This window comes from Sphingopyxis sp. LC363, assembly GCF_000756385.1.
Taxonomy (GTDB): Bacteria; Pseudomonadota; Alphaproteobacteria; order Sphingomonadales; family Sphingomonadaceae; genus Sphingopyxis.
Window position 1 is genome coordinate 1 of the sequence record NZ_JNFC01000012.1, and the last position, 25,770, is coordinate 25,770.

Annotated in this window: 24 protein-coding genes; 19 read left to right on the plus strand and 5 right to left on the minus strand. The window is 66.7% G+C overall.

What is annotated here, in order from left to right:
• Both xrtA and FG95_RS05485 read left to right on the plus strand, forming a co-directional pair.
• Nucleotides 1–1,245 (plus strand): exosortase A (gene xrtA / locus FG95_RS05480; protein ID WP_037554554.1); only part of this gene is annotated, 1,245 nt, incomplete at its 5' end.
• An 11-nt stretch (nucleotides 1,246–1,256) separates the two neighbouring features.
• Entirely contained in the window at nucleotides 1,257–3,152 is a 1,896-nt protein-coding gene (locus FG95_RS05485) for an XrtA/PEP-CTERM system amidotransferase (protein WP_037554557.1), read from the plus strand.
• 299 nt (nucleotides 3,153–3,451) lie between these two features.
• Here the strand turns inward: FG95_RS05485 and rplI are convergent, their stop codons facing one another.
• The 4 genes from rplI to FG95_RS05505 all read right to left on the minus strand — a co-directional run bounded on the left by rplI (nucleotide 3,452) and on the right by FG95_RS05505 (nucleotide 6,481).
• Complete coding sequence (gene rplI, locus FG95_RS05490) at nucleotides 3,452–4,084, minus strand: 50S ribosomal protein L9 (protein WP_037554560.1); 633 nt, start codon at nucleotides 4,082–4,084, stop codon at nucleotides 3,452–3,454.
• Between the two features lie 13 nt (nucleotides 4,085–4,097).
• Nucleotides 4,098–4,322 carry a 30S ribosomal protein S18 gene (rpsR, locus tag FG95_RS05495; RefSeq protein WP_037554562.1) on the minus strand — a complete coding sequence of 75 codons (225 nt, stop codon included), beginning with the start codon at nucleotides 4,320–4,322 and terminating at the stop codon, nucleotides 4,098–4,100.
• A 12-nt stretch (nucleotides 4,323–4,334) separates the two neighbouring features.
• A complete protein-coding gene (rpsF, locus tag FG95_RS05500) occupies nucleotides 4,335–4,700 on the minus strand; it encodes a 30S ribosomal protein S6 (protein ID WP_037554563.1) in 366 nt (121 codons plus the stop codon).
• 401 nt (nucleotides 4,701–5,101) lie between these two features.
• The gene (locus FG95_RS05505; RefSeq protein ID WP_037554565.1) at nucleotides 5,102–6,481 is read right to left on the minus strand and encodes a Mur ligase family protein; all 1,380 of its coding nucleotides are present in this window, start codon (nucleotides 6,479–6,481) and stop codon (nucleotides 5,102–5,104) included.
• A 214-nt stretch (nucleotides 6,482–6,695) separates the two neighbouring features.
• On the opposite strand from FG95_RS05505, the gene FG95_RS05510 reads away from it, so the two are divergent.
• From FG95_RS05510 to FG95_RS05530, 5 genes are all read left to right on the plus strand, one after another.
• A complete protein-coding gene (locus FG95_RS05510; RefSeq protein WP_037554567.1) occupies nucleotides 6,696–7,523 on the plus strand; it encodes an LD-carboxypeptidase in 828 nt (275 codons plus the stop codon).
• Between the two features lie 44 nt (nucleotides 7,524–7,567).
• Nucleotides 7,568–8,506, plus strand: a complete 939-nt coding sequence (gene fabD, locus FG95_RS05515; RefSeq protein ID WP_037554568.1) for an ACP S-malonyltransferase — start codon at nucleotides 7,568–7,570, stop codon at nucleotides 8,504–8,506.
• Between the two features lie 70 nt (nucleotides 8,507–8,576).
• Complete coding sequence (locus tag FG95_RS05520; protein ID WP_037554570.1) at nucleotides 8,577–8,993, plus strand: GxxExxY protein; 417 nt, start codon at nucleotides 8,577–8,579, stop codon at nucleotides 8,991–8,993.
• A gap of 18 nt (nucleotides 8,994–9,011) precedes the next feature.
• Nucleotides 9,012–9,752, plus strand: a complete 741-nt coding sequence (gene fabG, locus FG95_RS05525) for a 3-oxoacyl-[acyl-carrier-protein] reductase (protein ID WP_037554571.1) — start codon at nucleotides 9,012–9,014, stop codon at nucleotides 9,750–9,752.
• Nucleotides 9,753–9,784: 32 nt separating this feature from the next.
• The gene (locus tag FG95_RS05530; protein WP_037554572.1) at nucleotides 9,785–10,324 is read left to right on the plus strand and encodes a hypothetical protein; all 540 of its coding nucleotides are present in this window, start codon (nucleotides 9,785–9,787) and stop codon (nucleotides 10,322–10,324) included.
• A 78-nt stretch (nucleotides 10,325–10,402) separates the two neighbouring features.
• Here the strand turns inward: FG95_RS05530 and FG95_RS05535 are convergent, their stop codons facing one another.
• Nucleotides 10,403–12,532 (minus strand): TonB-dependent receptor, encoded by a 2,130-nt coding sequence (locus FG95_RS05535; protein WP_037554573.1) that lies wholly within the window; start codon nucleotides 12,530–12,532, stop codon nucleotides 10,403–10,405.
• A gap of 192 nt (nucleotides 12,533–12,724) precedes the next feature.
• Here FG95_RS05535 and FG95_RS05540 point away from each other — a divergent pair, with 192 nt between their 5' ends.
• The 12 genes from FG95_RS05540 (at nucleotide 12,725) to FG95_RS05595 (ending at nucleotide 25,765) form a co-directional block, all read left to right on the plus strand.
• On the plus strand, nucleotides 12,725–13,702 hold the full coding sequence (locus tag FG95_RS05540) for a cysteine synthase A (RefSeq protein ID WP_037554774.1): 978 nt from the start codon (nucleotides 12,725–12,727) through the stop codon (nucleotides 13,700–13,702).
• Complete coding sequence (locus FG95_RS05545; RefSeq protein ID WP_037554574.1) at nucleotides 13,699–14,100, plus strand: hypothetical protein; 402 nt, start codon at nucleotides 13,699–13,701, stop codon at nucleotides 14,098–14,100. Before FG95_RS05540 ends, FG95_RS05545 begins: the two co-directional genes overlap by 4 nt.
• A complete protein-coding gene (locus FG95_RS05550) occupies nucleotides 14,097–15,260 on the plus strand; it encodes a GldG family protein (protein ID WP_235211471.1) in 1,164 nt (387 codons plus the stop codon). The genes FG95_RS05545 and FG95_RS05550 overlap by 4 nt, the downstream gene beginning before the upstream one ends.
• 277 nt (nucleotides 15,261–15,537) lie before the next feature.
• A complete protein-coding gene (locus tag FG95_RS05555) occupies nucleotides 15,538–16,038 on the plus strand; it encodes a division/cell wall cluster transcriptional repressor MraZ (RefSeq protein WP_037554575.1) in 501 nt (166 codons plus the stop codon).
• Nucleotides 16,035–17,039 carry a 16S rRNA (cytosine(1402)-N(4))-methyltransferase RsmH gene (gene rsmH / locus FG95_RS05560; RefSeq protein ID WP_037554576.1) on the plus strand — a complete coding sequence of 335 codons (1,005 nt, stop codon included), beginning with the start codon at nucleotides 16,035–16,037 and terminating at the stop codon, nucleotides 17,037–17,039. Before FG95_RS05555 ends, rsmH begins: the two co-directional genes overlap by 4 nt.
• Nucleotides 17,033–17,656 (plus strand): hypothetical protein, encoded by a 624-nt coding sequence (locus FG95_RS05565; protein WP_037554577.1) that lies wholly within the window; start codon nucleotides 17,033–17,035, stop codon nucleotides 17,654–17,656. The genes rsmH and FG95_RS05565 overlap by 7 nt, the downstream gene beginning before the upstream one ends.
• The gene (locus tag FG95_RS05570) at nucleotides 17,653–19,341 is read left to right on the plus strand and encodes a peptidoglycan D,D-transpeptidase FtsI family protein (protein WP_037554578.1); all 1,689 of its coding nucleotides are present in this window, start codon (nucleotides 17,653–17,655) and stop codon (nucleotides 19,339–19,341) included. Before FG95_RS05565 ends, FG95_RS05570 begins: the two co-directional genes overlap by 4 nt.
• Nucleotides 19,341–20,780, plus strand: a complete 1,440-nt coding sequence (locus FG95_RS05575; protein WP_037554579.1) for a UDP-N-acetylmuramoyl-L-alanyl-D-glutamate--2,6-diaminopimelate ligase — start codon at nucleotides 19,341–19,343, stop codon at nucleotides 20,778–20,780. Before FG95_RS05570 ends, FG95_RS05575 begins: the two co-directional genes overlap by 1 nt.
• The gene (locus tag FG95_RS05580) at nucleotides 20,777–22,153 is read left to right on the plus strand and encodes a UDP-N-acetylmuramoyl-tripeptide--D-alanyl-D-alanine ligase (RefSeq protein WP_037554580.1); all 1,377 of its coding nucleotides are present in this window, start codon (nucleotides 20,777–20,779) and stop codon (nucleotides 22,151–22,153) included. Before FG95_RS05575 ends, FG95_RS05580 begins: the two co-directional genes overlap by 4 nt.
• Entirely contained in the window at nucleotides 22,153–23,223 is a 1,071-nt protein-coding gene (mraY, locus tag FG95_RS05585) for a phospho-N-acetylmuramoyl-pentapeptide-transferase (RefSeq protein WP_037554581.1), read from the plus strand. The genes FG95_RS05580 and mraY overlap by 1 nt, the downstream gene beginning before the upstream one ends.
• The gene (murD, locus tag FG95_RS05590; protein ID WP_037554582.1) at nucleotides 23,220–24,536 is read left to right on the plus strand and encodes a UDP-N-acetylmuramoyl-L-alanine--D-glutamate ligase; all 1,317 of its coding nucleotides are present in this window, start codon (nucleotides 23,220–23,222) and stop codon (nucleotides 24,534–24,536) included. The genes mraY and murD overlap by 4 nt, the downstream gene beginning before the upstream one ends.
• Nucleotides 24,533–25,765 carry an FtsW/RodA/SpoVE family cell cycle protein gene (locus FG95_RS05595; RefSeq protein ID WP_200880155.1) on the plus strand — a complete coding sequence of 411 codons (1,233 nt, stop codon included), beginning with the start codon at nucleotides 24,533–24,535 and terminating at the stop codon, nucleotides 25,763–25,765. Before murD ends, FG95_RS05595 begins: the two co-directional genes overlap by 4 nt.
• Nucleotides 25,766–25,770: the final 5 nt, after the last annotated feature.

A 25,770-nucleotide genomic window follows, 5' to 3' on the forward strand; every position in this document is an offset into this window, starting at 1 on the left:
GGGCTGCTGGCGCTGGTCGGCGAGGCGGCGGGGGTCGGGCTGTTCCGGCAGCTCGGGCTCGTGCTGATGCTGCAGGGGGCGGTCGGCACGGCACTCGGCGAAAAACTCGTTCGCGGACTGCTGTTCCCGCTCGGCTATGCGCTGCTGCTTGTGCCGTTCGGCGAGGAACTGGTGCCGCTGCTCCAGACCTTCACCGCGCACATCAGCGTCGTCCTGCTCCATCTCTCGGGCATCGCCGCCGAGATGCAGGGCGTGTTCATCACGACGAAGGCCGGCTTCTTCGAGGTTGCCGAGGAATGTTCGGGGGTCAATTTTCTGATCGCGATGCTCGCCTATTCGGTGTTCGCGGCGCATCTCTGTTTCAAAAGCTGGACGCGGCGGATCGTCTTCGTCGTCGCGGCGCTCGCGACGACGATCCTCGCCAACGCGCTGCGCGCCTATGGTACGATGGTCGCCGCCGAAATCTGGGGGATCGAGGCGGCGGGCGGTATTGACCATGTCTTTTACGGCTGGATTTTCTTCGGGCTCGTCATCCTGCTCGTGATGCTCGTCGCGCTGCGCTGGTTCGACCGGCCGGCGAACGACCCCGCGGTCGATGTGCGCGCTCTGGGCGGCGTGCCGCGCTTTGCAGGGCCGGCAAAATCGGTGCTGCCTGCCGCGCTCGCACTTCCGATGGTCTTTGCCGGATGGGGGATGCTGATCGGCGGTCGCAGCGCGCCGCTGCCCGCGACAATGGCAATCATCGCGCCGCCGGGCTGGAGCGAGGTCATCCTCGAACGCCCGATATGGTCGCCGCGCTTCGATGGCTCCGACCAGATCCGGATCGTGCATTTCGTCGATGGCGCTGGGCGGTATGTGACGGTCGCGATCGGCGGCTATGAGCGCCAGGCCGAGGGACGCGAGGTCGTCGCGTTCGGGCAGGGCGCCGTCGATCCCCAAAGCAAATGGGCATGGAGCGCCGCGCTTCCCCCCGTCGAAGGTGCGAAGACCGAGCGCCTGCTCCACCCCGGCCCGGTGCTGCGCGATGCTGCAACCTGGTACGTTGTCGACGGCCGTGTGACGGGCGATCCGCGCCGCGCCAAGCTCGCGGGGCTTCGCGCGCGGCTGCTCGGCGGCGACCCGCGCGCACTCTCCTTGATCATATCGAGCGAGGAGCGGCAGGGGGGGCTTGATGCGATCACCGATTTCCTTTCCGCGTCGGGTGGTGTCAAAGCAATGGCTGACCGCGCGCTGAAACTGCGATAGGAGCGCACCATATGTGCGGCATCGCGGGCATCTATCATCTCGAAACCGCGAAGCCGGTCGACCCGGCCCGCTTGCGCGCGATGCTCCAGCCGATGCAGCATCGCGGCCCCGACGGGTCGGGCGAATGGACCGCGCCCGGCGTCGGCCTTGGGCATCTCCGCCTGTCGATCATCGACATCGAGGGCAGCCCGCAGCCGATGGCGAGCGACGACGAATCCGTTACGCTCACCTATAACGGCGAAATCTACAACTTCCGCGAGCTGCGCGCCGAACTCGAGGATCGCGGCCACCGCTTCCGCACCAGCGGCGATACCGAGGTCATCATCGCCGCGTGGCGCCAATGGGGCCCCGACTGTCTGCCGCGGCTCAACGGCATGTTCGCCTTCGCGATCCACGATCATGCGCGCGGCGGCCTGTTCCTCGCGCGCGACCGGCTGGGGGTGAAGCCGCTTCATTATGCCCGCCTGTCCGATGGCTCGGTGGCGTTCGCGTCGGAGCTCAAGGGGTTGCTGCGCAATCCCTTGCTGCGACAGGAAGCGAACCTCACCGCGATCGAGGATTTCCTCGCCTTCGGCTACGTCCCCGACGACAATTGCATCGTCGCGGGCGTGGAGAAACTGCCCGCGGGCCATTGTCTGATGCTCGAACGTGGCAAGCCGGTCCCGGCGCCGACGCGCTGGTGGGCGCCCGATTTTTCGAAACGCATCAGGGCTAGCGAAGGCGAGGCGGCCGAACATCTCGTTCACCTGATGCGCGCCGCGGTGACCGACCGCATGGTCGCCGACGTGCCGCTCGGCGCTTTCCTGTCGGGTGGGGTCGATTCGAGCGCGGTCGTCGCGCTGATGGCCGAAGCGAGCGCGAAGGCGGTCAAGACCTGCACGATCGGCTTCGATCAGGCGGCACTCGACGAAACGGCCCATGCGCGAGCGATCGCCGAGCGTTTCGCGACCGATCACCGCACCCGTATCGTTTCACCCGGCGATTTCACGCTCGTCGACCGGATCGCCGACATGTTCGACGAACCCTTTGCCGATGCCAGCGCGCTGCCGACCTACCGCGTCTGCGAACTCGCGCGCGAGGAGGTGACGGTCGCGCTGTCGGGCGACGGCGCCGACGAGGCGTTCGCGGGTTATCGCCGCCTCGTCTTTCAGCATCAGGAGGAAAGGCTGCGCGGGCTGATCCCCGGTTTCCTCCGCCGCGGCCTGCTCGGCCCGCTGTCGCATGTCTGGCCGCAGATGGACTGGGCGCCGCGCCCCCTGCGCGCCCGCGCGACGCTCGCCAGCCTCTCGAAAAGCGGGGCGGAAGGCTATGCCGAGGCGGTCGGCGTGACGGGGCCGGCGCAGCGCGCGCGGCTCTTCAACGATGCCGCACACCATGCGCTCGGCGATCATGTCGCCGAAGCGCGCTATTGGAAAGCGATGACGGACGCGCCGGCGCGCGAGGCGCTCGACCGCGCGCAATATGCCGACCTGATGATCTGGCTGCCCGGCGATATTTTGACCAAGACCGACCGGATGAGCATGGCGGTCAGCCTTGAGGCGCGCGAACCCTTGCTCGACTATCGCCTCGTCGAATTCGCTGCGAGCCTGCCCGCGTCGATGCGCGTCAGGCGCGGTACGGGCAAGGCGATCATGAAGCAGGCGATGGAACGCTATCTGCCGCACGATATTCTTTACCGGCCGAAAATGGGGTTCGTGACCCCCGTGTCGGCGTGGTTCCGCGGCGCGCTCGCGCAGCAGGCGAAGGGGCTCGCGACCTCCTCGACGCTCGCGCGCTCGGGCTGGTTCGACATGGCCGAGATCGAGCGCATCGTCGCCGCGCACCAGTCGGGCCGCCGCGACCACGGCCGGCTGATCTGGCAATATTTCATGCTCGAAAAATCGCTGGCGAAGCTGTTCGGGATTTGAACGGGCGGTTTTTGGGGGTGGAGATCGGACGTCCAGATCCTCCCCTTTGCGGAGCAATGGGGAGGTGGCAGCGCGAAGCGCTGACGGAGGGGTCGACGCCGTCAGGCGTCGGTGCAAGGCCAGACCCCTCCACCACGCCCTACGGGCGCGGTCCCCCTCCCCATCGCTTCGCGAAGGGGAGGATCTTTCTACGGCCGCAACCGGCCTCCAGCCGCCCACCATTCGAAAATCGCATAAGAAAAGGGCCGCGCCTCCATCGGGAAACGCGGCCCTTTCGAAAGGCTTCAGCCTGAAAAAGCTTAAGCTTCTTCTTCGGCCTCGTCGGCAGCCGGAGCTTCCTCGGCGGCGAGTTCCGAAGGCGGGGTCGCGTCTTCGAACTCGTCCTCGCTGTCGGGCTCGAGCGCGGCAGCGGCGGCTTCGGCCTGTTCTTCTTCGAACATCGCGGCGATGACGTCGATGCCCTGCTTCTGCATCTCGGCTTCGTCGGGCGAGCGCGCGACGTTGACGCCGACGGTCACGACGACCTCGGGGTGCAGCTTGACCTTGACGTCGACGAGGCCGAGCGACTTGATCGGGCGCTCGAGCTCGACCATCGCCTTGGTGACGCCCTGGACGCCGTCTTCGGTCAGTGCCTCGACGATGTCGCGGACGGCAACCGAGCCATAGAGCTGGCCGGTGTTCGACGCCTGGCGGATCAGGACGATCTGCTTGCCGTCGATGTCCTTGGCGCGGCCTTCGGCGTCGGTGCGACGCTCGGCGTTGTCGGCCTCGATCTTCGAACGATTGGCTTCGAACAGCTTCTTGTTGGCGTCGTTCGCACGGAGCGCCTTGTTGTTCGGCAGCAGATAGTTACGGGCAAAGCCGTTCTTGACGGTGACGACGTCGCCGATACCGCCCAGTTTCTCGATACGTTCGAGCAGGATGATTTCCATCGGTCCGCCCTCCTTACTTCACAATGTAGGGGAGCAGGCCGATATGGCGCGAACGCTTGATCGCCTTCGCCAGCTCACGCTGCTTCTTGGTGGACACCGCGGTGATCCGCGACGGGACGATCTTGCCGCGCTCCGACAGGTAACCCTGGAGCAGACGGACGTCCTTGTAATCGATGACCGGTGCGTCCTTCGCGCTGAAGGGGCAGGTCTTGCGGCGGCGGAAAAAGGGTCGTGCCATGGGTGCTGTTCCTTATTCTTCGCCGTCGCGGTCACGGCCACGGCCGCCGCGGCGTTCCTGCTTGCGCATCATCACCGACGGACCCTTTTCGAGTTCGTCGACCTTGATGGTGAGCCAGCGGATGATATCTTCGTTGATCGCAGCCTGACGCTCGATCTCTGCGATCGCTTCGCCCGACACTTCGGCCGACAGCATCACATAATGACCCTTGCGGTTCTTCTGGATCTTGTAGGCGAGCTGCTTGAGGCCCCAGGTCTCGGTCTTGTGGACCGTGCCCTTGAACTCGCCGATGACGTTGGTGACGGTTTCCGCCAGCGCATCGACCTGAGCCTGGCTCAGGTCCTGACGCGCGATAAAGACATGCTCGTAAAACGGCATGGTTTGCGTCCTTCGATTTGGCCGATCGCTGATTTCGCGCCAATCGCGAAACCCCTCCGGCTGTCGTCCGGCCTTGCGTATTCGTGCAAGACAAACGGGGCGACAGGCACAAGGCCTCGCCCCGAATGCGGGCGCCTATATAGATTTCGGTGAAAGAAGCAAGAGCTGGAGAGAATTGGGATTCGCGCAGAGGACGCAGAGATCGCGGAGGGGAAGATATCGGATTCACGCGGAGGCGCGGAGAGAAAGTGTTTGCCGCGAAGCGGTCTTTCCCTTCGGCCTCGCCTCGCAAATTGACGGTGCAATAAGAAGGGGCCTTTCGGCCCGATCATCTCCGCGCCTCCGCGTCTCCGCGTGAACAAAAAATCTCTGCGTCCTCTGCGCCTCTGCGCGCAATAGTCTCAGCCAAGCTTTGCCAGCAATTTCCTCCCAAACTCGGTGAGCGTGTCGTCGCGCGCGCCGAGGATCAGGATGCGGTCGCCGGGCCGCGCTTCGTCGAGGATCGCGGCGCCGCAATTGGCGCGCGTCGTCAGGTGGACGGCGTCGGCGCCGCCCGCAACGACATCGGCGACCAGCGCCTCGCTGCCGATGCTGCGATCGACGGTGCCGCCAAAATAGACGGGGTCGCAGACATAGAGTTTGTCGCCGTCGCGCATACCGGCGGCAAAGCTGGCGGCGAGTTCCTTGCCCATCTGGCGGAGCGGGCCATAGCCGTGCGGCTGGAAGAAGAGCAGGGCGCGGCCCGGCAGTTCGGCCACGGCCGCCAGCGTCGCGGCGACCTTGTCGGGATTATGCGCGAAATCGTCGATGACCGTGATGCCGTTCGCCTGTCCCAGCACCTCATAGCGCCGCGCGAGTCCCGCGAAATCGGCGAGCGCCTCGACCGCCTGCGCCACGGTCGCGCCCGCCGCACGCGCCGCCGCGATCGCCGCGAGCGCATTGGCGGCATTGTGGCGGCCGGGCATGCGCAGCTTCACCTGATAGGCGGTGCCGCCCGCATGGACGGCGAAGCGGCACCCATCGGGCAGCGCCTCGAAATCACTGCCGCGCACTGTTGCGCTGTCGTGGAAACCGAATGTCACAACATTCTGCCCCGACAGCAGCGGCGCCGATTCCGTATCGTCCGCATTCACTACAGCGACGCGCGCCTTCGTGGCGAAATCGCCGAACAGCTGGTGCAATTCGGCGAGGCTCTTATGATCAAGGCTGATATTGGTGACGACCGCGACATCGGGCGCATAGAGCGCGATCGACCCGTCGCTCTCATCGACTTCGCTGACATAAAAAGCATCGTCGCCCACCAGCGCGCTAGCAAAGGGCCTGCCGTCTCCCGTGAAATTGCGCATCACCGCGCCGTTCATCACCGTCGGTCTTTTGCCTGCGCTTTCGAGGATCCAGCCGATCATGCCGGTAACGGTCGACTTGCCGCTCGTGCCGCCAACGCCGACCGCCCCGTCGGCCGCGTTGAACAGCGCGGCATTCAGGTCGGCGCGCGTCATCCGGGGCAGGCCAAGCGCGTTGGCGGCGGCGATGTCGGGAACGCTGTCCTCGATCGCTGCCGATGCGACGAGAATCTGCCCCGCCTTCGGCCCGCTGCCGTCTTGCGGATAAAAGACGATGCCTTGTCCTTCGAGCCAGGCGAATTTCTCGGGCGTCCGGCCCTGGTCGCGGCTGCGGTCCGAGCCCGAAACCGCCGCGCCGCGCGCCGCGACGATCATCGCGAGCGGCAGCATGCCCGATCCACCGATGCCGCAGAAGAAATAGGATTTGTTTTCGGCCATCGCGGCGCGATATGGCTTCCATCAGTCATTTGCAATTGCTTCCCTCTCCCATCGGGAGAGGGTTGCGCAGACTTGGTGCGAAGTGCCCAGTCGAAGCTGGATGAGGGGATGTGAGGGTGCTGGTGAAACGATACGGCCGACATCCTCATCCAACTTCGCCTAGCCGGCGAGCCGGCAAGGCTGCGTATCCTTCTCCCAAGGGGAGAAGGATGTAATGCGTATCGGGATCGTTGCCCCCTCCACTCCCATATTGCCCGACGATGCCGAAGCCGTGCGCGCGCTCGCCAGCCTCGGCTATCCCGACATCGAACTCGAATTCGACCCGCAATGCTTCGCGATACACGGCCATTTCGCCGGCGAGGACGGCCACCGCTTCGCCGCGCTCGTCGAGATGGCGAACCGCCCCGACATCGACGCCATATGGTTCGCGCGCGGAGGTTACGGTGCGTGCCGGATCGCCGAAGATGCGGTCGCGGCGATGACCCACGTCGCGCGGGGCAAGGCGTTCCTCGGCTATTCGGATCAGGGTAATCTGCTCGGCGCGCTCTATCGCGACGGTTTCGACCATGTCGCGCACGGCCCGATGGTCGCCGACATCCGCCGCGAGGGGGGCGACGCGGCGGTGCTCCGTGCGCTCGACTGGCTCGTCGCGCGCGATCCGGCAGCCTGCGAGTCTGGCCTTCAGCATGGCGCGCAGCACGCCGCCTTCAACCTGATGACGCTGTCGATGCTGCTCGGGACCCCGCTCGAGCCCGACCTTTCGGGGCATGTCCTGCTCGTCGAGGAGGTCAGCGAATATCTTTACGCCTTCGACCGCGCCTTTTTCCATGTCGCGACCTATCTCGCACCGCGCGGGCTCGCCGGGCTACGGCTGGGGCGGGTGAGCGACGTGCCCGAGAACGACCGTCCCTTCGGCATCGAGGCCGTGGAAATCGCGCAGGACTGGTGCGCGCGCACCGGCATCGCCTATCTCGGCCGCGCCGACATCGGCCACGACGCGGCGAACAAGGTCGTGCCCTTCGGCTTGCATCGCGCCGGGTGAGCGAATAGGCGCGGGCCCATTCAAGAACACGCAGGGGACGCATCATGCGCGCATTCATCTTTCCGGGTCAGGGCAGCCAGTCGGTCGGCATGGGCAAGGCGCTCGCCGAAGCATCGAGCCACGCGCGCGAGGTGTTTCAGGAAGTCGACGACGCGCTCGGCCAGAAACTGTTCCAGCTGATGAGCGAAGGCCCCGAGGATCAGCTCACCCTCACCGAAAACGCCCAGCCCGCGATCATGGCGAACGCGATCGCGACGCTGCGCGTGCTCGAAAAGGAAGGCGGCGTGACGCTCGCCGCCAAGGCCGATTATGTCGCGGGCCACAGCCTCGGCGAATATAGCGCGCTCTGCGCTGCGGGCGCCTTCGACCTCGCGACCACCGCGCGGCTTTTGAAGACGCGCGGGCAGGCGATGCAGGCGGCCGTGCCCGTCGGCGTCGGCGCGATGGCCGCGCTGCTCGGCGCCGATATCGACACAGCGCAAAAGCTCGCCGACGCCGCTGCCGAGGGCGAGGTTTGCACCGTCGCCAACGACAACGACCCCTCGCAGGTCGTGATCTCGGGCCACAAGGGCGCGGTCGAGCGCGCCGTCGCGTTGGTCAAGGATTATGGCATCAAGCGCGGCGTGCTGCTCCCGGTGTCGGCGCCCTTCCACTGCCCGCTGATGCAGGGAGCCGCCGACGCGATGGCCGAAGCGCTCGGCGCGAACCCGCCCGCTGCGCCGCTGGTACCCGTCGTCGCCAACGTCACCGCCAGTCCGGTGAGCGACGCCGACAGTATTCGCGACCTCCTTGTCCAGCAGGTGACCGGCCGCGTCCGCTGGCGCGAAAGCGTCGCGTCGATGGAGGATATCGGCGTTGCCCAGTTCGTCGAATTCGGCGGCAAGGTCCTCTCGCCGATGGTCAAGCGCAGCGCATCGGGCGAGGTCGAGACGGTGAGCGTCATCTCGATGGACGACATCGAAGCGCTGCTGAAAACCCTCTAAAGAATACACGCAGGGGCGCAGGGGCAGCGACGAAGAAGTTCACGCGGAGACGCGGAGACGCGGAGGGATTGTGCGGGACATAGATGTCGTAAGCGGCGATGTGCTTGATTTGTCCCTCCGCTTGCACCGCGATTTGGGACCGGGCTTACTGGAAAGCGTATACGAGACCGTGCTTGCCGGAAAACTGGTTGCGCTCGGATATCGGGTCGATCGGCAAATGCCGATCGATATATATTTCGAAGGGTCTCGCTTCGACGCGGCCTTTCGTATCGATTTGCTCGTCGATAACCGTCTGCTGGTGGAGATCAAATCGGTCGAACGGCTGAACCCGGCACATGGCAAACAGCTGTTGACCTATCTTCGCCTGACCGGCCAATCCGTCGGACTGCTTATCAATTTCGGTGGCGCGACGCTCAAGGAAGGCGTCCGCCGCATCGTCAACGATCATAAACCCTCCGCGTCTCCGCGTCTCCGCGTGAACCGGTAATCATCAGGAGAATAAGCTATGTTCGATCTCACCGGCATGACCGCCCTCGTCACCGGCGCCTCGGGCGGTATCGGTTCGGCTATCGCGCAGGCGCTCGCGGCGCGGGGCGCGCGTCTCGCGGTGTCGGGCTCCAACGCCGACAAGCTCGCCGCCTTCCGCGACACGCTCGGCGGCGACCATGTCGCGTTGCCGTGCAATCTCGGCGATGCCGCCGCCGTCGATGCGCTGGTGCCGTCGACGGTTGAGGCGCTCGGCCAGCTCGACATCCTCGTCAACAACGCCGGCGTCACGCGCGACAACCTCATCCTGCGGATGAAGGACGACGAATGGTCCGACGTCATCCGCATCAACCTCGAGGCCAATTTCCGCCTCGCGCGCGCGGCTGCGAAGCCGATGATGAAGGCGCGCTTCGGGCGTATCATCTCGATCACCAGTGTCGTCGGTGCGACGGGCAACCCGGGGCAGGCTAATTATGCCGCGTCGAAGGCGGGTGTCACCGGCATGAGCAAGGCGCTGGCGCAGGAACTCGCGAGCCGCGGCATCACGGTCAACTGCGTCGCGCCGGGCTTCATCGCGACCGCGATGACCGATGACCTGCCCGACGCACAGAAGGAGGCGCTCAACCAGCGCATTCCCGCAGGCCGGATGGGCGAGGGCAGCGACATCGCCGCTGCGGTCGTTTATCTCGCGTCGAAGGAAGCGGGCTATGTCACCGGCCAGACGTTGCATGTGAACGGCGGCATGGCCATGCTGTCCTGAAGAACGGACCCTCCGGATCGAAAGACGAGTCGATGATGAAGGTTTTGATGGCGGGCACGGCGTTGATGCTCGCGGTGCTGCCGGACGTTGCCGCGGCGCAGGATGGCGAGAAGCTCGATTGCGTCGTTACTTCGGTGCCCGGCGACACAAAGATCTCGATCGGCGATGCGATGGCCGGCGGCGGTGACGACGCGTCGCGCGAAGCCCTGTTCAAGCAGTTGGCGAGCGTTACCGACGCTTGCGTCACGCGGCACGGCATCGCGGCGGAGCAAAAGGGTCCTTATTTCGATTATAGCCTCGCGCGCATTTCGCGAGAATGGCTGGCGAACGACATCGCCAAACTCGATCTGTCGCCGGCGATCGTCGACAAGGCGCTCGATTTCGGACCCGCCGGCGCAAACCCCGACCTTTCGACCGACATGACCGAAGAGCAGATCATGAAGATCGTTCAGGCCTATGTCGAAGCCGGGGTCGATATCGACAAGGTCGACGGCGCGGTCTGGGAAAAGGTCGGCGCCTATGCCGCGGCGACCTCGATCTACTGGAACAAGCGCAAGCTGCTCGTGCCCTGATCGCTTCGAGTCCGATTTCTATCTGTTCGTCATCCCGGCCTGCGCCGGGATGACGATCCAAATAAATTCGGCTGGAAGCTAAAAGCTCGCTCGCGCCGTCAGACGGAAATCGCGGCCCGCCAGCGGCACATAATCCTTGGTAAAGCTCGCGTGGCGGCGTGCCTCGACGTCGAAGATATTGTTCGCCGACAGGCTGAGCGTCAGATTCTTCGTGTCGGGCAGCGGACGCCAGCTCAGCGAGGCGTTGACCAAAGTGAAGCCGTCGGTCGGCGTCTCGAACTGCGCGACGCGCGTCTGATCGTCGGTCCATTCGACCTCGACGCGCGCATCGACGCGTTCTCCCTGCGCTTCAAGCCCTCCCAGCACGCGCAGCGGCGGGATGCGTGGGACGTTGCGGTCGAGCCCGGCATTCTTGATCTTCGCGCGCGTCATGTCGGCGGTCACATCGCCGACGATGTTGAAACCGCCGATCTGCGCCAGCCGCGCGCTCGCCTCGGCCTCGAAGCCATAGACGCGTGCGTCGCGCTGGAAATATTGGAAGACGGGCAGCTCATCCTCTTCGGCACCGGTGGCGGCCGAATAGATGAAATTGTCGAACCAGTTCGAATAGCCGGTAAGGCTGAGGTTGAAGCCGTCGGACTTGAATTTGAACGAGGCTTCGGCGCCCCAGTTTTTCTCGAGACGCAGGTTCGGGTCGCCGACCTCGAAGCTCTGCGTCGCGATGTGCGGACCGTTCGACAGCAGTTCCTCGGCCGACGGCGCCCGCACCGCGCGCGAGACCGAAACGCCGAACTTGCCGCCTTCGAAGATATCGTAGGTCGCACCGAGCGCGCCCGAGAAGCTGTCGAAATTGCGCTCGAAGCCGAGCGTCTGCGCACGCACATTGGTCTTTTCATAGCGCGCCGCGGCTTCGAGGCCGAGCGGACCCATCGTCAGTTCCTGCAGCGTGAAGAGCGCGAACTGGTCGGTCAGGTTGCGCGGCACGAAGGCTTCGGCGCCGATCGCGTTGAAATCGCGGTGGCTGTACTGGACGCCGCTCGCGCCGCGCCAGCCGCCGCGGTCGTTCTGCGCCAGCTCGATCCGGCCTTCGACGCCCTGGTTGGTGAAGATCGTGCCGACCTCGTCGCCTTCGAACTCGGTGTGCTTGTAATCGGCAAAGCCCGCGCGGACGCGCAGCTTGTCGAAAAAGCCGTCGCCGAGCTCGACCTCGCCGCGCAGGTCGGCGCGCCATTGCTTCATGCCGATCGTGACGGGGCCTTCGCCATGGTCATGGCCGCCTTCTTCCTCTTCGCCGTCCTCGTCATGATGCTCGGTTCCGGGACGCGCGGGGACGCCATAATTGGTGTCGAAATAGCCGACCGAAATGCCGAGCTGACCGCCGTCGTTGATCAGCGAGATGCCGCCGCCCGCGGTCCAGGTCTCGCTCTGGGTGTTGTCGATCTTGCCGCGCTTGCCCGCCTGCTCGGTCAGTTCGGCCGCTTCGTCGAGATGGCCTTCTTCGACTTCATGCTCGGCAAGGTGGAGCAGGTCGTCGCGAATGCCGGGGGCAAAGACATAGCCGCCCGAGCGCACGTCGCCTGTCTTGCGCCAGCTGCCGTCAAGATGTGCAACGATCTGGGGACTTAGCGCCACGTCGATCGAGCTGCCGATGTTCCGGTCGTTCGCTGCGGTAGCATAGCCGCCGATCGCGTCGATATGGACATGGTCGGCGGGGACTTTCCTCGGAATCCGGCGGTCGAACAGGTTGACCGCGCCGCCGATCGCCTGGCTGCCGAACAGCAGCACCGCTGGGCCGCGCAGGATTTCGACGCGCTCAACGGTCAGCGGGTCGATCGTCACCGCGTGGTCGGCCGACGTGTTCGACGCGTCGATCGATCCGATGCCGTCGGTCAGGACCTTGACGCGCTCGCCCGAAAAGCCGCGCAGGACGGGGCGCGACGCGCCTGGCGAAAAGCTCGTCGCCGACACGCCCGGTTGCCGCGTCAGCGTGTCGCCGATCTGGCCGCGAATGTCGCGTGCCAGCTCGTCGCCCTCGAGCACCGACACATTGCCGAGGATATCGAGGCTGCGGACATAGGGCGCGGTGACCACGATCGGCTCGCCGGTATGCACATCGTCATCGCTGCCGGCATTGGCGCGGTCCTGCGCAAAGGCGGGGGCGGCGAGGAAAAGGGCAAAGGTAAAACCGGCGGAACAAAGCAAACGCATGAGGGGAGAGTCCTGTAATTTTGGCGATCAGATGGCGCGTCAGTAATGATATACTGTCACAATGACAACCCCCGACGCGCGCAAACCCTGTCGTTCGTCGGGCCTCGGCGCCCGTTGGTCGACAAGGCCGATCATCGGCGGGGCAAGCGAAGCTGTCTTGCGGGGCCGCGGGCGCCGCCCTAGATCATGGGCATGACTATTGCTGCAAACAGCCTCGACCTGATCGGCAACACTCCGCTGGTGCTGCTCAAGGGGCCGAGCGAAGCGACCGGCTGCGAAATCTGGGGCAAGTGCGAATATGCGAACCCCGGCGGCTCGGTGAAGGACCGCGCCGCGCTTTATATCGTCCGCGATGCCGAGGCGAACGGCAGCCTGCGCCCTGGCGGCACGATCGTCGAGGGGACGGCGGGCAACACGGGCATCGGGCTTGCCCTCGTCGCCAATGCCTTGGGGTACAAGACGATCATCGTCATGCCCGACAATCAGAGCGCCGAGAAAATGGCGACGATCCGCGCATTGGGCGCCGAGCTGGTGCTCGTTCCCCCCGCGCCCTTTGCCAACCCCGGCCATTTCGTCCACACTTCGCGCCGCATCGCCGAGGAAACCGACAATGCGATCTGGGCCAACCAGTTCGACAATATCGCGAACCGCAAGGCGCATATTTTCGGCACGGCCGAGGAAATCTGGGAACAGATGGACGGCCGCATCGACGGCTTCACCTGCGCCGCGGGCACCGGCGGCACGATCGCGGGGACCGGGCTCGGGCTCAAGGCGCATAATTCGGACATCGTCATCGCGCTCACCGATCCGCACGGCGCGGGACTCTATAATTATTACCAATGCGGCGAACTGAAGCCCGAGGGGTCGAGCGTCGCCGAAGGTATCGGGCAGAACCGCATCACCGCCAACCTCGAAGGCGCGCCGATCGATACGCAGTTCCGGATCTCGGACGCCGAAGGGCTCGCGGTGGTCCGCCGCCTGCTGGGCGAAGAGGGGCTGTGCCTCGGCCTCTCGTCGGGGATCAATGTCGCCGGCGCTATGGCGCTCGCGCGGCAACTGGGCCCCGGCAAACGCATCGCAACCATCCTCTGCGACAGCGGGTTTCGCTATCTCTCGACGCTCTACAACCCCGAATGGCTGGCGAGCAAGGGACTGGAGGCGGCAGCATGAGCGTTCGGATCGACACCCCCTCGGCACCCAAGTCGCAAGCCGCGCCGCCAGCGCCGACGGCGCCCGTCAACGACACGATGCGGCGGCTGCAGATCGGCATCGCCGGGGTGCTCACGGTGCTGCTGCTCGTCGGCATGGCGGGGCTGATCGGCGGGCGCGCGCGCGAACGGGCGGAAGCCGAGGCTCCGACAACCGCCGAGGTGAAGATGCCCGGCGAAGAACCTGCGGTCGGCGCGCCCCTCGAAGAACTTGGCGTCCAGCCGGTCTCGCCCTCGTCGTCGAAGGATGAAAATGCGGCGACCTCGGTCAAGATCCCGCAGGCGGTGGCGCCGGCGGCGACCGTTCCCGATCTCGAACCCGACCCTGAACTCCAGCGCGCGCGCCAGTCGAAACAGTGATCGTGGTATCGCGCGGACCGCTGCTGCGCGCTTTCATCATCTCCATTGCAACTGTTGCTCTGGCGTGGGTCGCGGGCGGGCAGGCGCTGCTCGGGCGCATCGATCCCGCGCTCGCCGTCCCCTTGCTTGTGCCCTCGATGCTGCTTCTCGCCTGGTGGCAGCGCCGCGCACCCACCGCGGCGCGGCGGCGCACTTGGCTCGTGACGCTGGCGTTTCTGGTCACGGCGCAGGCGTTGCTCGGGCTGGTGCTCGCGGGCTCGGCCGGCTGGCCGCAACTGCCGCTGGTCGTCGTCGCGGCGGGCGTTGCCGCGGCGCTTGCCGATCTTGTCGTTCAGTGGCGCCCGCGCTTGGCCGTCCTGCCATGGCTCGGCGCGCTCGCGCTCGCCGTCGGCTGGTTCGCGACGGGGCATGCGCTGCTTGCCGTCCTCTATCGCCCCGCCCCCGCAGGGCCGGGTGCGCCCGCCGCCACGATGCTCACCGGCCTGCCGCTGCGCTGGTCGGGCGGCGGCGACATCGCGGCGATGATCGCCGAGGGGGCGAATGACGATCCCGCACTCGCGCGGCTGGCGGCGGCCGGCCCGGTGTCGCTCGTCGACAGCCTCGCCGACCATGTCCCGCCGCCCGGCGGGGCGCTGCTGCTCGCGCATCCGCGCGCGGTCGCGCCGCAGGAGCTGGTCGCGATCGACGCCTTCGTGCGCGGGGGCGGCCGCGCGGTCGTTCTCGCCGACGCGCTGTCGGGCTGGCCTCCGCGCCACCCGCTCGGCGATCCGCGCAACCCGACGGTGACGAGCCTGCTCACCCCGCTGCTCGATCATTGGGGCGTGGTGCTCGCCGCCGCATCCGCCGCCGAGGGTGCGGCACTTCCGGCCGATGTCGATGGCGCGCGGCTGCGGCTGTTCAGCGCCGGCCGCTTCGATCGCCTTCCTTCGCAATGTCAGGCTTTCGCCGACCGGCGCGTTGCCCGCTGCCCGATAGGCGAGGGCGAGGCCTGGCTCGTCGGCGACGCCGACCTCCTCTTCGCGCCGCTCTGGCGGCCGCTCGTGCCCGGCGCCGACCATCTGCGGCAGGCCGACACGATGGAATGGCTTTCGGCGCGCCTCTGGCCCGGCGCGGGCAGTAGCGTGCTCCGCCCGCTCTGGATTCGCGCCCACGCCGGCTGAGTCGGCGTTTTCGCCCCAATTCACCCCGATCGAAGCTCCCCGACGGTGCCTCCGCTGCGCCGCGCGACCGCCATTTACCCAATTTCGAGTGCTTTTTGCGGTAAATAGGGGCTAGATTCCCTATTTCACCCTAAAATACCCCTTTTCACCCCGATCTATAGTTGATACTCAAGCAAGTGGAGAGGGGCATTCTCCGCCCGGGCCGAACCAGCTGGAATCACGCGATTCCGGGGCCGGGAAAGTTTTGCCCGGTGGCGCGGATACGGGGGGCAGAGCGATGGCGATTGTGACGCCCGGCCAATATGCGGGCACCAATTTCGCCGCGATCGATGGCAAGGGGCGCATCGCCGTCCCCTCTCAGTTCCGCAACAATGTGCCCCTCAATGCGGACGGCCAGCGCGTGCTCTGGGTCGGTTTCCACGAAAAACTGCCCTGCCTTGTCGCCTATGGTCAGGATCAGTACGACCGGCTGAACGGCGAGATCGAGCGCGACCGCGAAACCGCGCGGCTCCGCAACCTCGATTTCGATGAGGATAGCGAGTTCAAGAAGCGCTTCAGCTATACCGAGCCCTACACGCTCGACGACAGCGGTCGTTTCCTTCCCAGCTTCATCCACCGCGACCGCGTCGGCGATGCCGGCGCGACGGCTTTTGTGGGCTCGGGCCGCCGCCTCGAAATCTGGTGGCTGCCGACCTTGGCCGAATGCGTCGATGCCGATCCCGTGCTCCAGCGCCTTGCCGCCTCGTGGGATCAGGCGAAAGGGAAGGGGCGCAAGTGACTGACCTCCCCCCCAGACTCCCAAGGGATCCCCGCCACGATCCGGTCCTCCGCGACGAAGTCATCGCCGCGCTCGCCATCGCCCCGGGTGAGCGCCATGTCGATGCGACCTTCGGCGCCGGCGGCTACACGCGTGCGATGCTCGCCGCGGGCGCCGAGGTCGTCGCCTGCGACCGCGACCCCGACGCGATCGCCGAAGGGCAGGCGCTCGTCGCCGAAGCCGGCGGCAAGCTGACGCTGGTCCACGGCCGCTTCGGCGAGATCGACCGGCTGCTCGCCGAGCGCGGAATCGACGCGGTCGACGGCATCACCTTCGACATCGGCGTCTCCTCGATGCAGCTCGACCGTGACGAACGCGGCTTTTCCTTTCAAAAGGACGGCCCGCTCGACATGCGCATGGCGCAGGAGGGCGAAAGCGCCGCCGACTGGCTCAATCGCGCCGACGAGGCCGAGATCGCCGACGTGCTCTTTCACTATGGCGACGAGCGCCAGTCGCGCCGCGTCGCGCGCGCGATCGTCGCCGCGCGCCCGCTGACGCGCACCGCCGAGCTTGCGAGCGTGATCCGCAAGGCGCTGCGCCATCCGCCCGGCGCGCCCAAGGATCCCTCGACCAAAAGCTTTCAGGCGATCCGCATCCACATCAACAGCGAACTCGACGAACTGGTCGCGGGTCTTTCCGCCGCCGAGCGGCTGCTGCGTCCCGGCGGCCGGCTCGCCGTCGTCAGCTTTCACAGCACCGAGGACCGGATCGTGAAGAATTTCCTGCGCGAACGCAGCGGTGGCGATGCCGCGGGTTCGCGTCACCGGCCCGCGCCGATCCCTCTGGCGCGGGCCGCAACTTTCGAGACCCCGGCGCGCAAGGTGCGCCCGGGCAAGGCAGAGGAAGCGCGCAATCCGCGCGCGCGCTCGGCGACGCTGCGCAGCGCAGTCCGCACCGCGGCGCCCGCCTGGCCAGGAAATTCAGGGCCGGATAGTTCGATGAAGGAGGCGATGTCATGCTGATGGCGGCCCGCAAGCTCCAGGGAATCGGCCTGGTCCTGCTCGTGCTCATCTTCGCGATGATGCTCTATCCCGTGTCGCTCAAGGTCGCGGCGACGCGCAGCGAACTGACGCGCATCGAGCGCGACATTATCCGGACGCGCGACAATATCCGCTACCTCGAATCCGAACTCGCGGTGCGCGCCTCGATGCGCCAGCTCGAACAGTGGAACGCCGATGCTTTCGGCTATTCGGCGCCCGACGCGACGCAATATCTGGAAAACGAGCGCCAGCTTGCCTCGCTCGACCGCCTTCCGCGCGCGCGCGGCGCGGGCGAGGTGGCGCCGGTGCTGATGGCGATGGTCTCGCCGGTCGCGGTGGCGGCCGCGCCGACGGAAAGCCCGGTTGCAAACAAGCCCGCGGCGGCAAAGCCTGCGGCGCCCAAGCCCGTCGCCGCGAAGCCCGTCATGCTGGCGCAGGCCGATACCGGCGTGCGCAGCGACGTGGCGCCGCGCATGGCGCCGACGCGCCGGCGCGAGCAGCTCAAGATGATCGAGGACCAGTTGCTCGCCGAATCGACGCTCGCCGATTTGAAGCGCGCGGCCGCCATCGAAGCGGCGGGAGGCAAGCCCGGCCGATGAACACGCTCGTCGTCCGTCCGACGCGGGTCCGAACCGCCGGGGTGCGGCAGCAGATATTGCTGACCGCGCAACAGCGTTTGATGATCCTGATGCTGCTGTTCATGGCGGCATTTTTCGTCGTGTCGGTGCGCCTTCTCTATTTCGCGCTGTTCGACACCTCGTCGGGCCGGTCGTCGGCGGCGGCGTTCGTCCCGGCACGCGCCGACATCGTCGACCGCAACGGCGTGCCGCTCGCGCGCACGATCGACGGCTATTCGATCCGCGTCGTGCCGTCGAAACTGCTCAACGACCGGCACTATCTGGCGGCCGAGCTTCACAAGATCTTCCCCGACATGTCGCGCCAGGACTTGCTGGCAAAGCTGACCGGGCCGCGCCCGACCTATATTCGCCGCCGCGCGCTGCCCGATCAGGTCGCGGCTGTGAATGCGATCGGCGATGTCGGTTTCGACTTCCCGCGCGAAAAGGAACGCCTCTATCCGCAGCTCACGCTCGCGGCGCATGTGCTCGGCTTCATCAACGCCGACGGCCATGGCGTGACGGGAGTCGAGGGGGCGTTCGACCAGCGGCTGATCGACGAGGCGACGCGCGGCCAGCCGCTCGCGCTGTCGATCGACGCGCGCGTGCAGGGTGTGCTCGAAAGCGAGCTGAGTTCGGCGGTCACCAACCTCGAGGCGATCGGCGGCGCGGGCATCATCCTCGACGTCCACACCGGCGAAGTCGCCGCGATGACCTCGCTGCCGACCTATAATCCGAACAAGCTGACGGGCAGCGATCCGACGACGCGGCGCAACGCCGTCACCTATAATCTCTACGAGCTTGGTTCGACCTTCAAGCCGCTGTCGATCGGCGCCGCGATCGATGCGGGCACGGTGACCAGCATGGCGCGCCGCTATGATGCGACGGCGCCGCTCCCGATCGCGGGCTTCCGTATCCGCGACAGCCATCCCGGCCGCTGGTACAATGTGCCCGAGACGCTGATTGAAAGCTCCAACATCGCGACCGCGCGTATCGCCGACGAGCTGGGGCGCGAAAAGCTGGAAGCGTTGTTCCGCAGCGTCGATTTCGACAAGCGCCCCGAAATCGAACTCAAGGAACGCGCCTTTCCGCTCTGGCCCAAAAACTGGGGCCGGGTGACGACGATGACGACCAGCTATGGTCACGGCATCGCGGTGACGCCGCTGCATCTCGCGAGCGCCTATGCCGCGCTCGTCAACGGCGGCCTCTATCGCCCGGCGACGATGCTCAAGCTCGGCGACAAGCCGCCGCCGCAGGGGCGCCGCGTGTTCAAGGCGTCGACCAGCGCGCGGATGCGCCAGCTGTTGCGGCTGATCGTTTCGGACGGTACCGGCAAACAGGCCGACGCGCCCGGCTTCCGCGTCGGCGGGAAGACCGGGTCGGCCGAAAAGCCGGGCGCGGGCGGGTATCGCCGCCATTCGCTCGTCTCGACCTTCGCCGCAGCCTTCCCGATGGACAATCCGCGCTATATCGTGCTCGTGATGATCGACGAGCCCAAAGGCAATGCCTATAGCTCGGGCCAGCGCACCGCGGGCTGGACCGCGGCGCCGGTCGTGCGCAAGGTCGTGACGCGCGCGGGGCCGATGCTCGGCGTCTTCCCCGACGAAAGCCGCGATGTCGACGTCTCCGAACTCACCCCGCTGCTACGGAGAGAGGAGGAAACGCACTGATGCGTCTCGCCGCGCTGCTCGACGATCAGGCGCTGGAGGGAAGCGATCCCGTCGTGACGGGGCTCGCGATCGATCATCGCAAGGTCGCGCCGGGCACGATCTTCGGCGCTTTCGTCGGCGAAAAATTCAACGGCGAGGATTTCATTCCCGCCGCGGTCGACGCGGGCGCGGTCGCGATCGTCGCGCGGCCCGAAGCGCGGGTCGAGGGCGCGGTGCACGTCGCCGACGCCAATCCGCGCCGCGCCTTCGCGCATATCGCCGCGCGCTTCTTCCACCGCTTTCCGGCGACCTCGGTCGCGGTGACGGGGACGAACGGCAAGACCTCGACTGTCGAGATGACGCGCCAGCTTTGGCGGATGGCGGGGTTCAACGCCGCGTCGATCGGTACGCTCGGTATCACGACGTCGATGGACAGCGCCTCGACCGGGCTCACGACGCCCGACATCGTCACTTTCCTCTCGAACATGTCGGGCCTCGCCGCCGAGGGTGTGACGCATGCGGCGTTTGAGGCGTCGAGCCACGGCCTCGACCAGTATCGCACCGAAGGCCTGCCGGTGAAGGCGGCCGCCTTCACCAATTTGAGCCACGACCATCTCGATTATCATGGCACGATGGAGGCCTATCTTCAGGCCAAGCTCCGCCTCTTCACCGAAGTGGTCGAGCCGGGCGGCGCGGCGGTGGTCTGGGCCGACGATGACTATTCACGCGCCGTGATCGACGCCGTGCAGGCGCGCGGCGCCCGCCTGCTGACTGTCGGCACGAAGGGCGAGGCGCTCCGCCTCGTCTCGCGCGCGCCGACCCAGCTCGGCCAGTCGCTGATGATCGCGGCGGGCGACGCTACGCACAAGGTCGATCTGCCGCTGATCGGCGCCTATCAGGTCGCGAATGCGTTGGTATCGGCAGGACTCGTCATTGCCACCGGCGGCGACATCGGCCAGACGCTCACCAACCTCGCGCGGCTCCAGCCGGTGCGCGGGCGGCTCGAACGCGCCGCCATCACCCGCGCGGGCGCGCCGGTCTATGTCGACTATGCGCACACCCCCGACGCGATCGAAGCGGCGCTCGACGCGCTGCGCCCGCATGCGAGCGGCCGGCTGATACTCGTCTTCGGCGCGGGCGGCGACCGCGACCAGGCGAAGCGCCCCGAAATGGGCAAGGTCGCTGCGGCCAAGGCTGACGCGCTTATCATCACCGACGACAATCCGCGCGGCGAGGAGCCCGCGGTCATTCGCGACGCGATCGCTGCCGCCGCACCGACGGCGCAGGTGATCGGCGACCGCCGCGCCGCGATCGCCGCCGCGATCGCTGAAGCGCAGGCCGACGACATCATCTGCATCGCGGGCAAGGGACACGAACAGGGCCAGATCGTCGGGCGCGGCGACGCGATGCGCGTCATCCCCTTCGACGATGTGACCGTCGCGCGCGAGGAGGCGGCATGAACCCGCTCTGGACCGCGCGCGCTATCGCATCGGCAACAGGCGGCACCGCCAGCGCCGACTTCACCGTCCAGGGCGTCGCCTTCGACTCGCGCGAGGTGACGAAGGGCGATCTCTTCATCGCGATGAAGGGCGAGAGCGCCGACGGGCATGCTTTCATCGACAAGGCGATCGCGGCGGGCGCGGCAGGCATAATCTGCGAAAGTGCGATCGACCATCCGCATGTCCGCGTCGCCGACACCGCCGCCGCGCTGAACGCGCTCGGCATCGCGTCGCGTGCGCGCAGTCATGGCCGCATCATCGGCGTCACCGGATCGGCGGGCAAGACGGGGACGAAGGAGGCGCTGTTCGCCGCGCTCGACCGCTTCCGTCCGGGCAGGGCGCATCGCTCGGTCAAAAGCTACAACAATCATGTCGGCGTGCCGCTCAGCCTCGCGCGTATGCCGAGCTCGGCCGATTACGGCATCTTCGAAATGGGCATGAACCATGCGGGCGAGCTTGCCGCGCTGACGCGGATGGTGCGCCCGCACGTCGCCATCGTCACCACTATCGCCCCCGCCCACATGGAGTATTTCGGCAGCGAGGAAGCGATCGCCGATGCGAAGGGCGAGATTTTCGAGGGGCTCGAACCCGGGGGCACCGCGATCGTCCCGTTCGACAGCCCGCATTATGCGCGCCTCCGTGCCAAGGCCGAACAACACGCCGGGCAAATCGTCAGCTTCGGGCTGAACGAGGGCGCCGACGTCCGCGCGGTCGACTGGCTGCCCGACGGGCAGGGCGGCTCGCTCGTCACCGCCGAGGTGCAGGACTCGCTGCTCTGCTTCACCATCGCGCAGGCCGGGGCGCACTGGGTCGCCAACTCGCTCGCGGTGCTCGCCGCGGTGAAAGCGGTCGGCGGCGACTTGCCCGCGGCGGGTCTCGCCTTCGCCGAAATGGGAGGCCTCACAGGGCGCGGTGCGCGTCACCGGGTCGAGGTGCCTGGCGGCGACATCCTCGTCATCGACGAAAGCTATAACGCCAACCCGGCCTCGATGGCCGCGACGATCGGCCAGCTCGGGACCGAATCCGCAGCGCGCAAGGTCGCGATTCTCGGCGCGATGAAGGAGCTCGGGCCGGACGGCGAGGCCTATCACGCCGCGCTCGCGGCTCCGCTCGTCGCGGCCGGAGTGCAATTCGCCCTGCTTGTCGGCGAAGAGATGGCGCCGCTCGCCAAAGCACTTGAGGGCCGCATCGATTTCGAGCATGTGCCCGCCCACTCGGCCGCGGTAGGGCGGCTCGGTGACCTGATCCGCGCCGGCGACGCCGTGCTGGTCAAGGGGTCGAACAGCGTCGGCCTGTCGCATGTCGTGACGGCGCTGACCAACGGGGATTATTGATGTTATATTGGCTGGCGGAATGGCTTGGCTTTCCGGGGGCTCTCAACCTCATCCGCTACCTGAGCTTCCGCTCGGGCGCCGCGGTCGCGACCGCGATGATCCTCGGGCTGTGGATCGGGCCGCGCTTCATCCTGATGTTGCGGATGCGGCAGGGGAAGGGGCAGCCGATCCGCGACGACGGCCCGCAGAGCCACCTCGCCAAAAAGGGCACGCCGACGATGGGCGGGCTGATGATCCTCATTTCGCTGATGATCTCGGCGCTCCTCTGGATGGACCTCTCCAACCGTTTCGTCTGGGCGTGCCTGTTCGTAACCGCGGGTTTCGCGGTCGTCGGTTTTCTCGACGATTTCGACAAGGTGACCAAGGCCAGCCACCGCGGCATTCCCGGCCGCGTGCGCCTGCTCATCGAATTCCTCATCGCGGGGGTTGCGGTGCTGCTGATCGTCTCGCGCACCGGCACCGACCTCTACCTGCCTTTTTTCAACGACGTCTATGTCCCGCTCGGCCCGCTCTACTATGTCTTCGCGATGGTGCTGATCGTCGGCTTCGGCAACGCGGTGAACCTGACCGACGGGCTTGACGGACTCGCGACCTTCCCGGTGATCATCGCCAGCCTGACCTTCCTCGTCATCGTCTATCTCTCGGGCAACGCGAAGTTCGCGGGCTATCTCGGCATCCCGCACGTCCCCGGCGCGGGCGAGCTCGCGGTGTTCGCCGCCGCGATCATCGGCGCCTGCCTCGCATTCCTGTGGTTCAACGCGCCCCCCGCCGCCGTCTTCATGGGCGACACGGGCAGCCTTGCATTGGGCGGCGCGCTCGCGACGATCGCGGTGACCGCGCAGCACGAACTGGTGCTCGTCCTCGTCGGCGGGCTGTTCGTGGTCGAGGCGCTATCGGTGATCATCCAGGTCTTCTGGTACAAGCGTACCGGCAAGCGCGTCTTTCGCATGGCGCCGATCCACCATCATTTCGAGCAATTGGGCTGGCCCGAATCGACCGTCGTCATCCGCTTCTGGATCGTCTCGATCGTCCTCGCTCTGGCAGGGCTCGCGACCTTGAAACTCCGGTGATCACCTCGCGCGCCTTCGCCGGCCGCCGCTACGCGGTGCTGGGACTGGCGCGCTCGGGGCTCGCGACGGTCGAGGCGCTCGTCGCCAGCGGCGCGGGCGTCACCGCGTGGGACGAGCGCGAGGACGCGCGCGACGACGCGATGGCGCTCGGCGCCGACATCGGCGACCCGCTAGAGATCGACCTCGTCGGCTTCGCGGGCGTCGTCGTGTCGCCCGGCGTGCCATTGAACCGCCACCCCATCGCCGCGCACGCCAAGGAAGCCCATGTACCCGTCATCGGCGATATCGAACTCTTCGCAGAGGCGCAGGGCGACCTCCCGCCGCACAAGCTCGTCGGCATCACCGGCACCAACGGCAAGTCGACCGTCACCGCGCTCGTCGCCCACATGCTCGAAAGCGCAGGGATCCCGACGCTGATGGGCGGCAATATCGGTCTGCCGATCCTCAGCCGCGAGCCGCTCGCCCCCAATGAAAACGGCGTCGGCGTTTACGTTCTCGAACTGTCGAGCTACCAGATCGACCTTGCGCACAGCCTCGCGTGCGATGTCGCGGTGCTGACCAATCTCAGCCCCGATCACCTCGACCGCTACGACGGTTTCGCGGGCTATACGGCATCGAAGGCGCGGCTCTTTTCGCTCCAGCACCGCGATCAGGTCGCGATCGTCGCGGTCGACGACGATCCGTCGAAGATGATCGCGGGGCGCATCAACCATCGTCTCCACCGCGTCTCGGGCAGGGATATCGACCCCGCCGACCAGGCGCGCTGGCCCGCATTGCAGGGCCCGCACAACGCCCAGAACGCCGTCTGCGCGATCGCGGTATGCCGCGTGCTGGGGCTGAACGACGAGCAGATCGAACGCGGCCTCGCGACCTACACGTCGCTGCCGCATCGCATGGAATTGGTCGGCGAAGCCGATGGTGTCCGCTGGTTCAACGACAGCAAGGCCACCAACGCGGCTTCCGCTGCACCGGCGCTGGCGGCATTCCCGCCGGCGCCGGACCAGCGTTTGCACTGGATCGCCGGCGGACAGGCAAAGGGCGACGGGCTCGCCGCGTGCCGTCCGTGGTTCGGGCACGTCAAACGCGCCTATCTGATCGGCGAGGCGATGGAGCCGTTCGCCGCCGAGATCGGCGGCGCGGTTCCGGTCGAGCGGTCGGGCGACCTGGCGACGGCGGTCAAGCAGGCGGCGGCGGCGGCAGAGCCCGGCGACATCGTCCTGCTGTCGCCCGCCTGCGCCTCGTTCGACCAGTTCAGGGATTATGAACAGCGCGGCGATGCGTTCCGCGCCGCCGTACGGGCGCTCGGGGCATGAGCGGGGGGGACAATATGGATGCGACCGAACGCCCGGTGATCGCCACGACGCGCACGACCAAACGCCGGGGCCCGCGCCTCAGCCGCGCCGACCGCACGCCGCTCGGCCTCTGGTTCTGGGAAATCGACCGCGTGCTGCTGCTGCTCGTCTCGATCCTCGTCGCGGTCGGGCTCGTCGCGGTCGCGGCGGCATCGCCTGTCGCGGCGCAGAAACTCTCGACTTCGACCGCGGCGCTCGACCCGCTCTACTATTTCTATCGCCAGCTGATGTGGGTAATCGTCGGCGTGCCCGTGATGCTCATGGTCTCGATGCTGCCCAAGCCGCAGGCGCGGCGCTTCGCCATTTACGGCACCGTCGCCTTTCTCTTCCTGCTCTTTCTCGTGCCGCTCGTCGGCACCTCGGTCAACGGTGCGCAGCGCTGGCTCGGAAGCGGGATGTTCCGGCTCCAGCCGTCCGAATTTCTGAAGCCCTTTTTCGCGGTGTCGCTCGCGTGGGTGCTGTCGCTGCGCCTCCACGACCAGAGCCTGCCCGTCGTCCCGCTCGCCGCGGCGCTCACCGGGGTCATCGCGCTACTGCTGATGGGGCAGCCCGACCTTGGGCAGACGGTGATCTTCGCCGCGACCTGGTTCGTGCTCGTGCTCGTCGCCGGCCTTTCGATGCGGATCATGGGGATGCTCGCGGGCACCGGCGTCGCCGGCCTCATCCTTGCCTATTTCTTCTATCCCGTGGCGCAGCAGCGCATCAACATCTGGCTGTTCGACAAGGGCGACAGCTTTCAGGTCGACAAGGCGCATGCGACGCTGACCGCCGGCGGCCTCATCGGTACCGGCCCCGGCGCCGGGCTCGCCAAGTTCCAGCTGCCCGAAGCGCACACCGACTACATCTTCTCGGTGATCGGCGAGGAGTTCGGGATGATCGCCTGCATCGCGATCGCCGCGCTTTATCTCGCGATCATCGTCCGCGTGCTCGTTCGCCTGCTCGACGAGGAGGACAGCTTCCTGATCCTCGCGGTCGCGGGGCTGATCGCGCAGTTCGGCGGACAGGCAGTGATCAACATGGGGGTGAACACGCAGATATTCCCGTCAAAGGGGATGACGCTGCCTTTCATCTCCTACGGCGGCTCGTCTTTCATCGCTTTGTCGATCGGCATGGGTTTGCTCTTGTCGCTGACCCGGCGAAACCCCTATGCGGCACGGGTGTCGATGACCCGAAACTGGAACAAGAAATGAGCGCC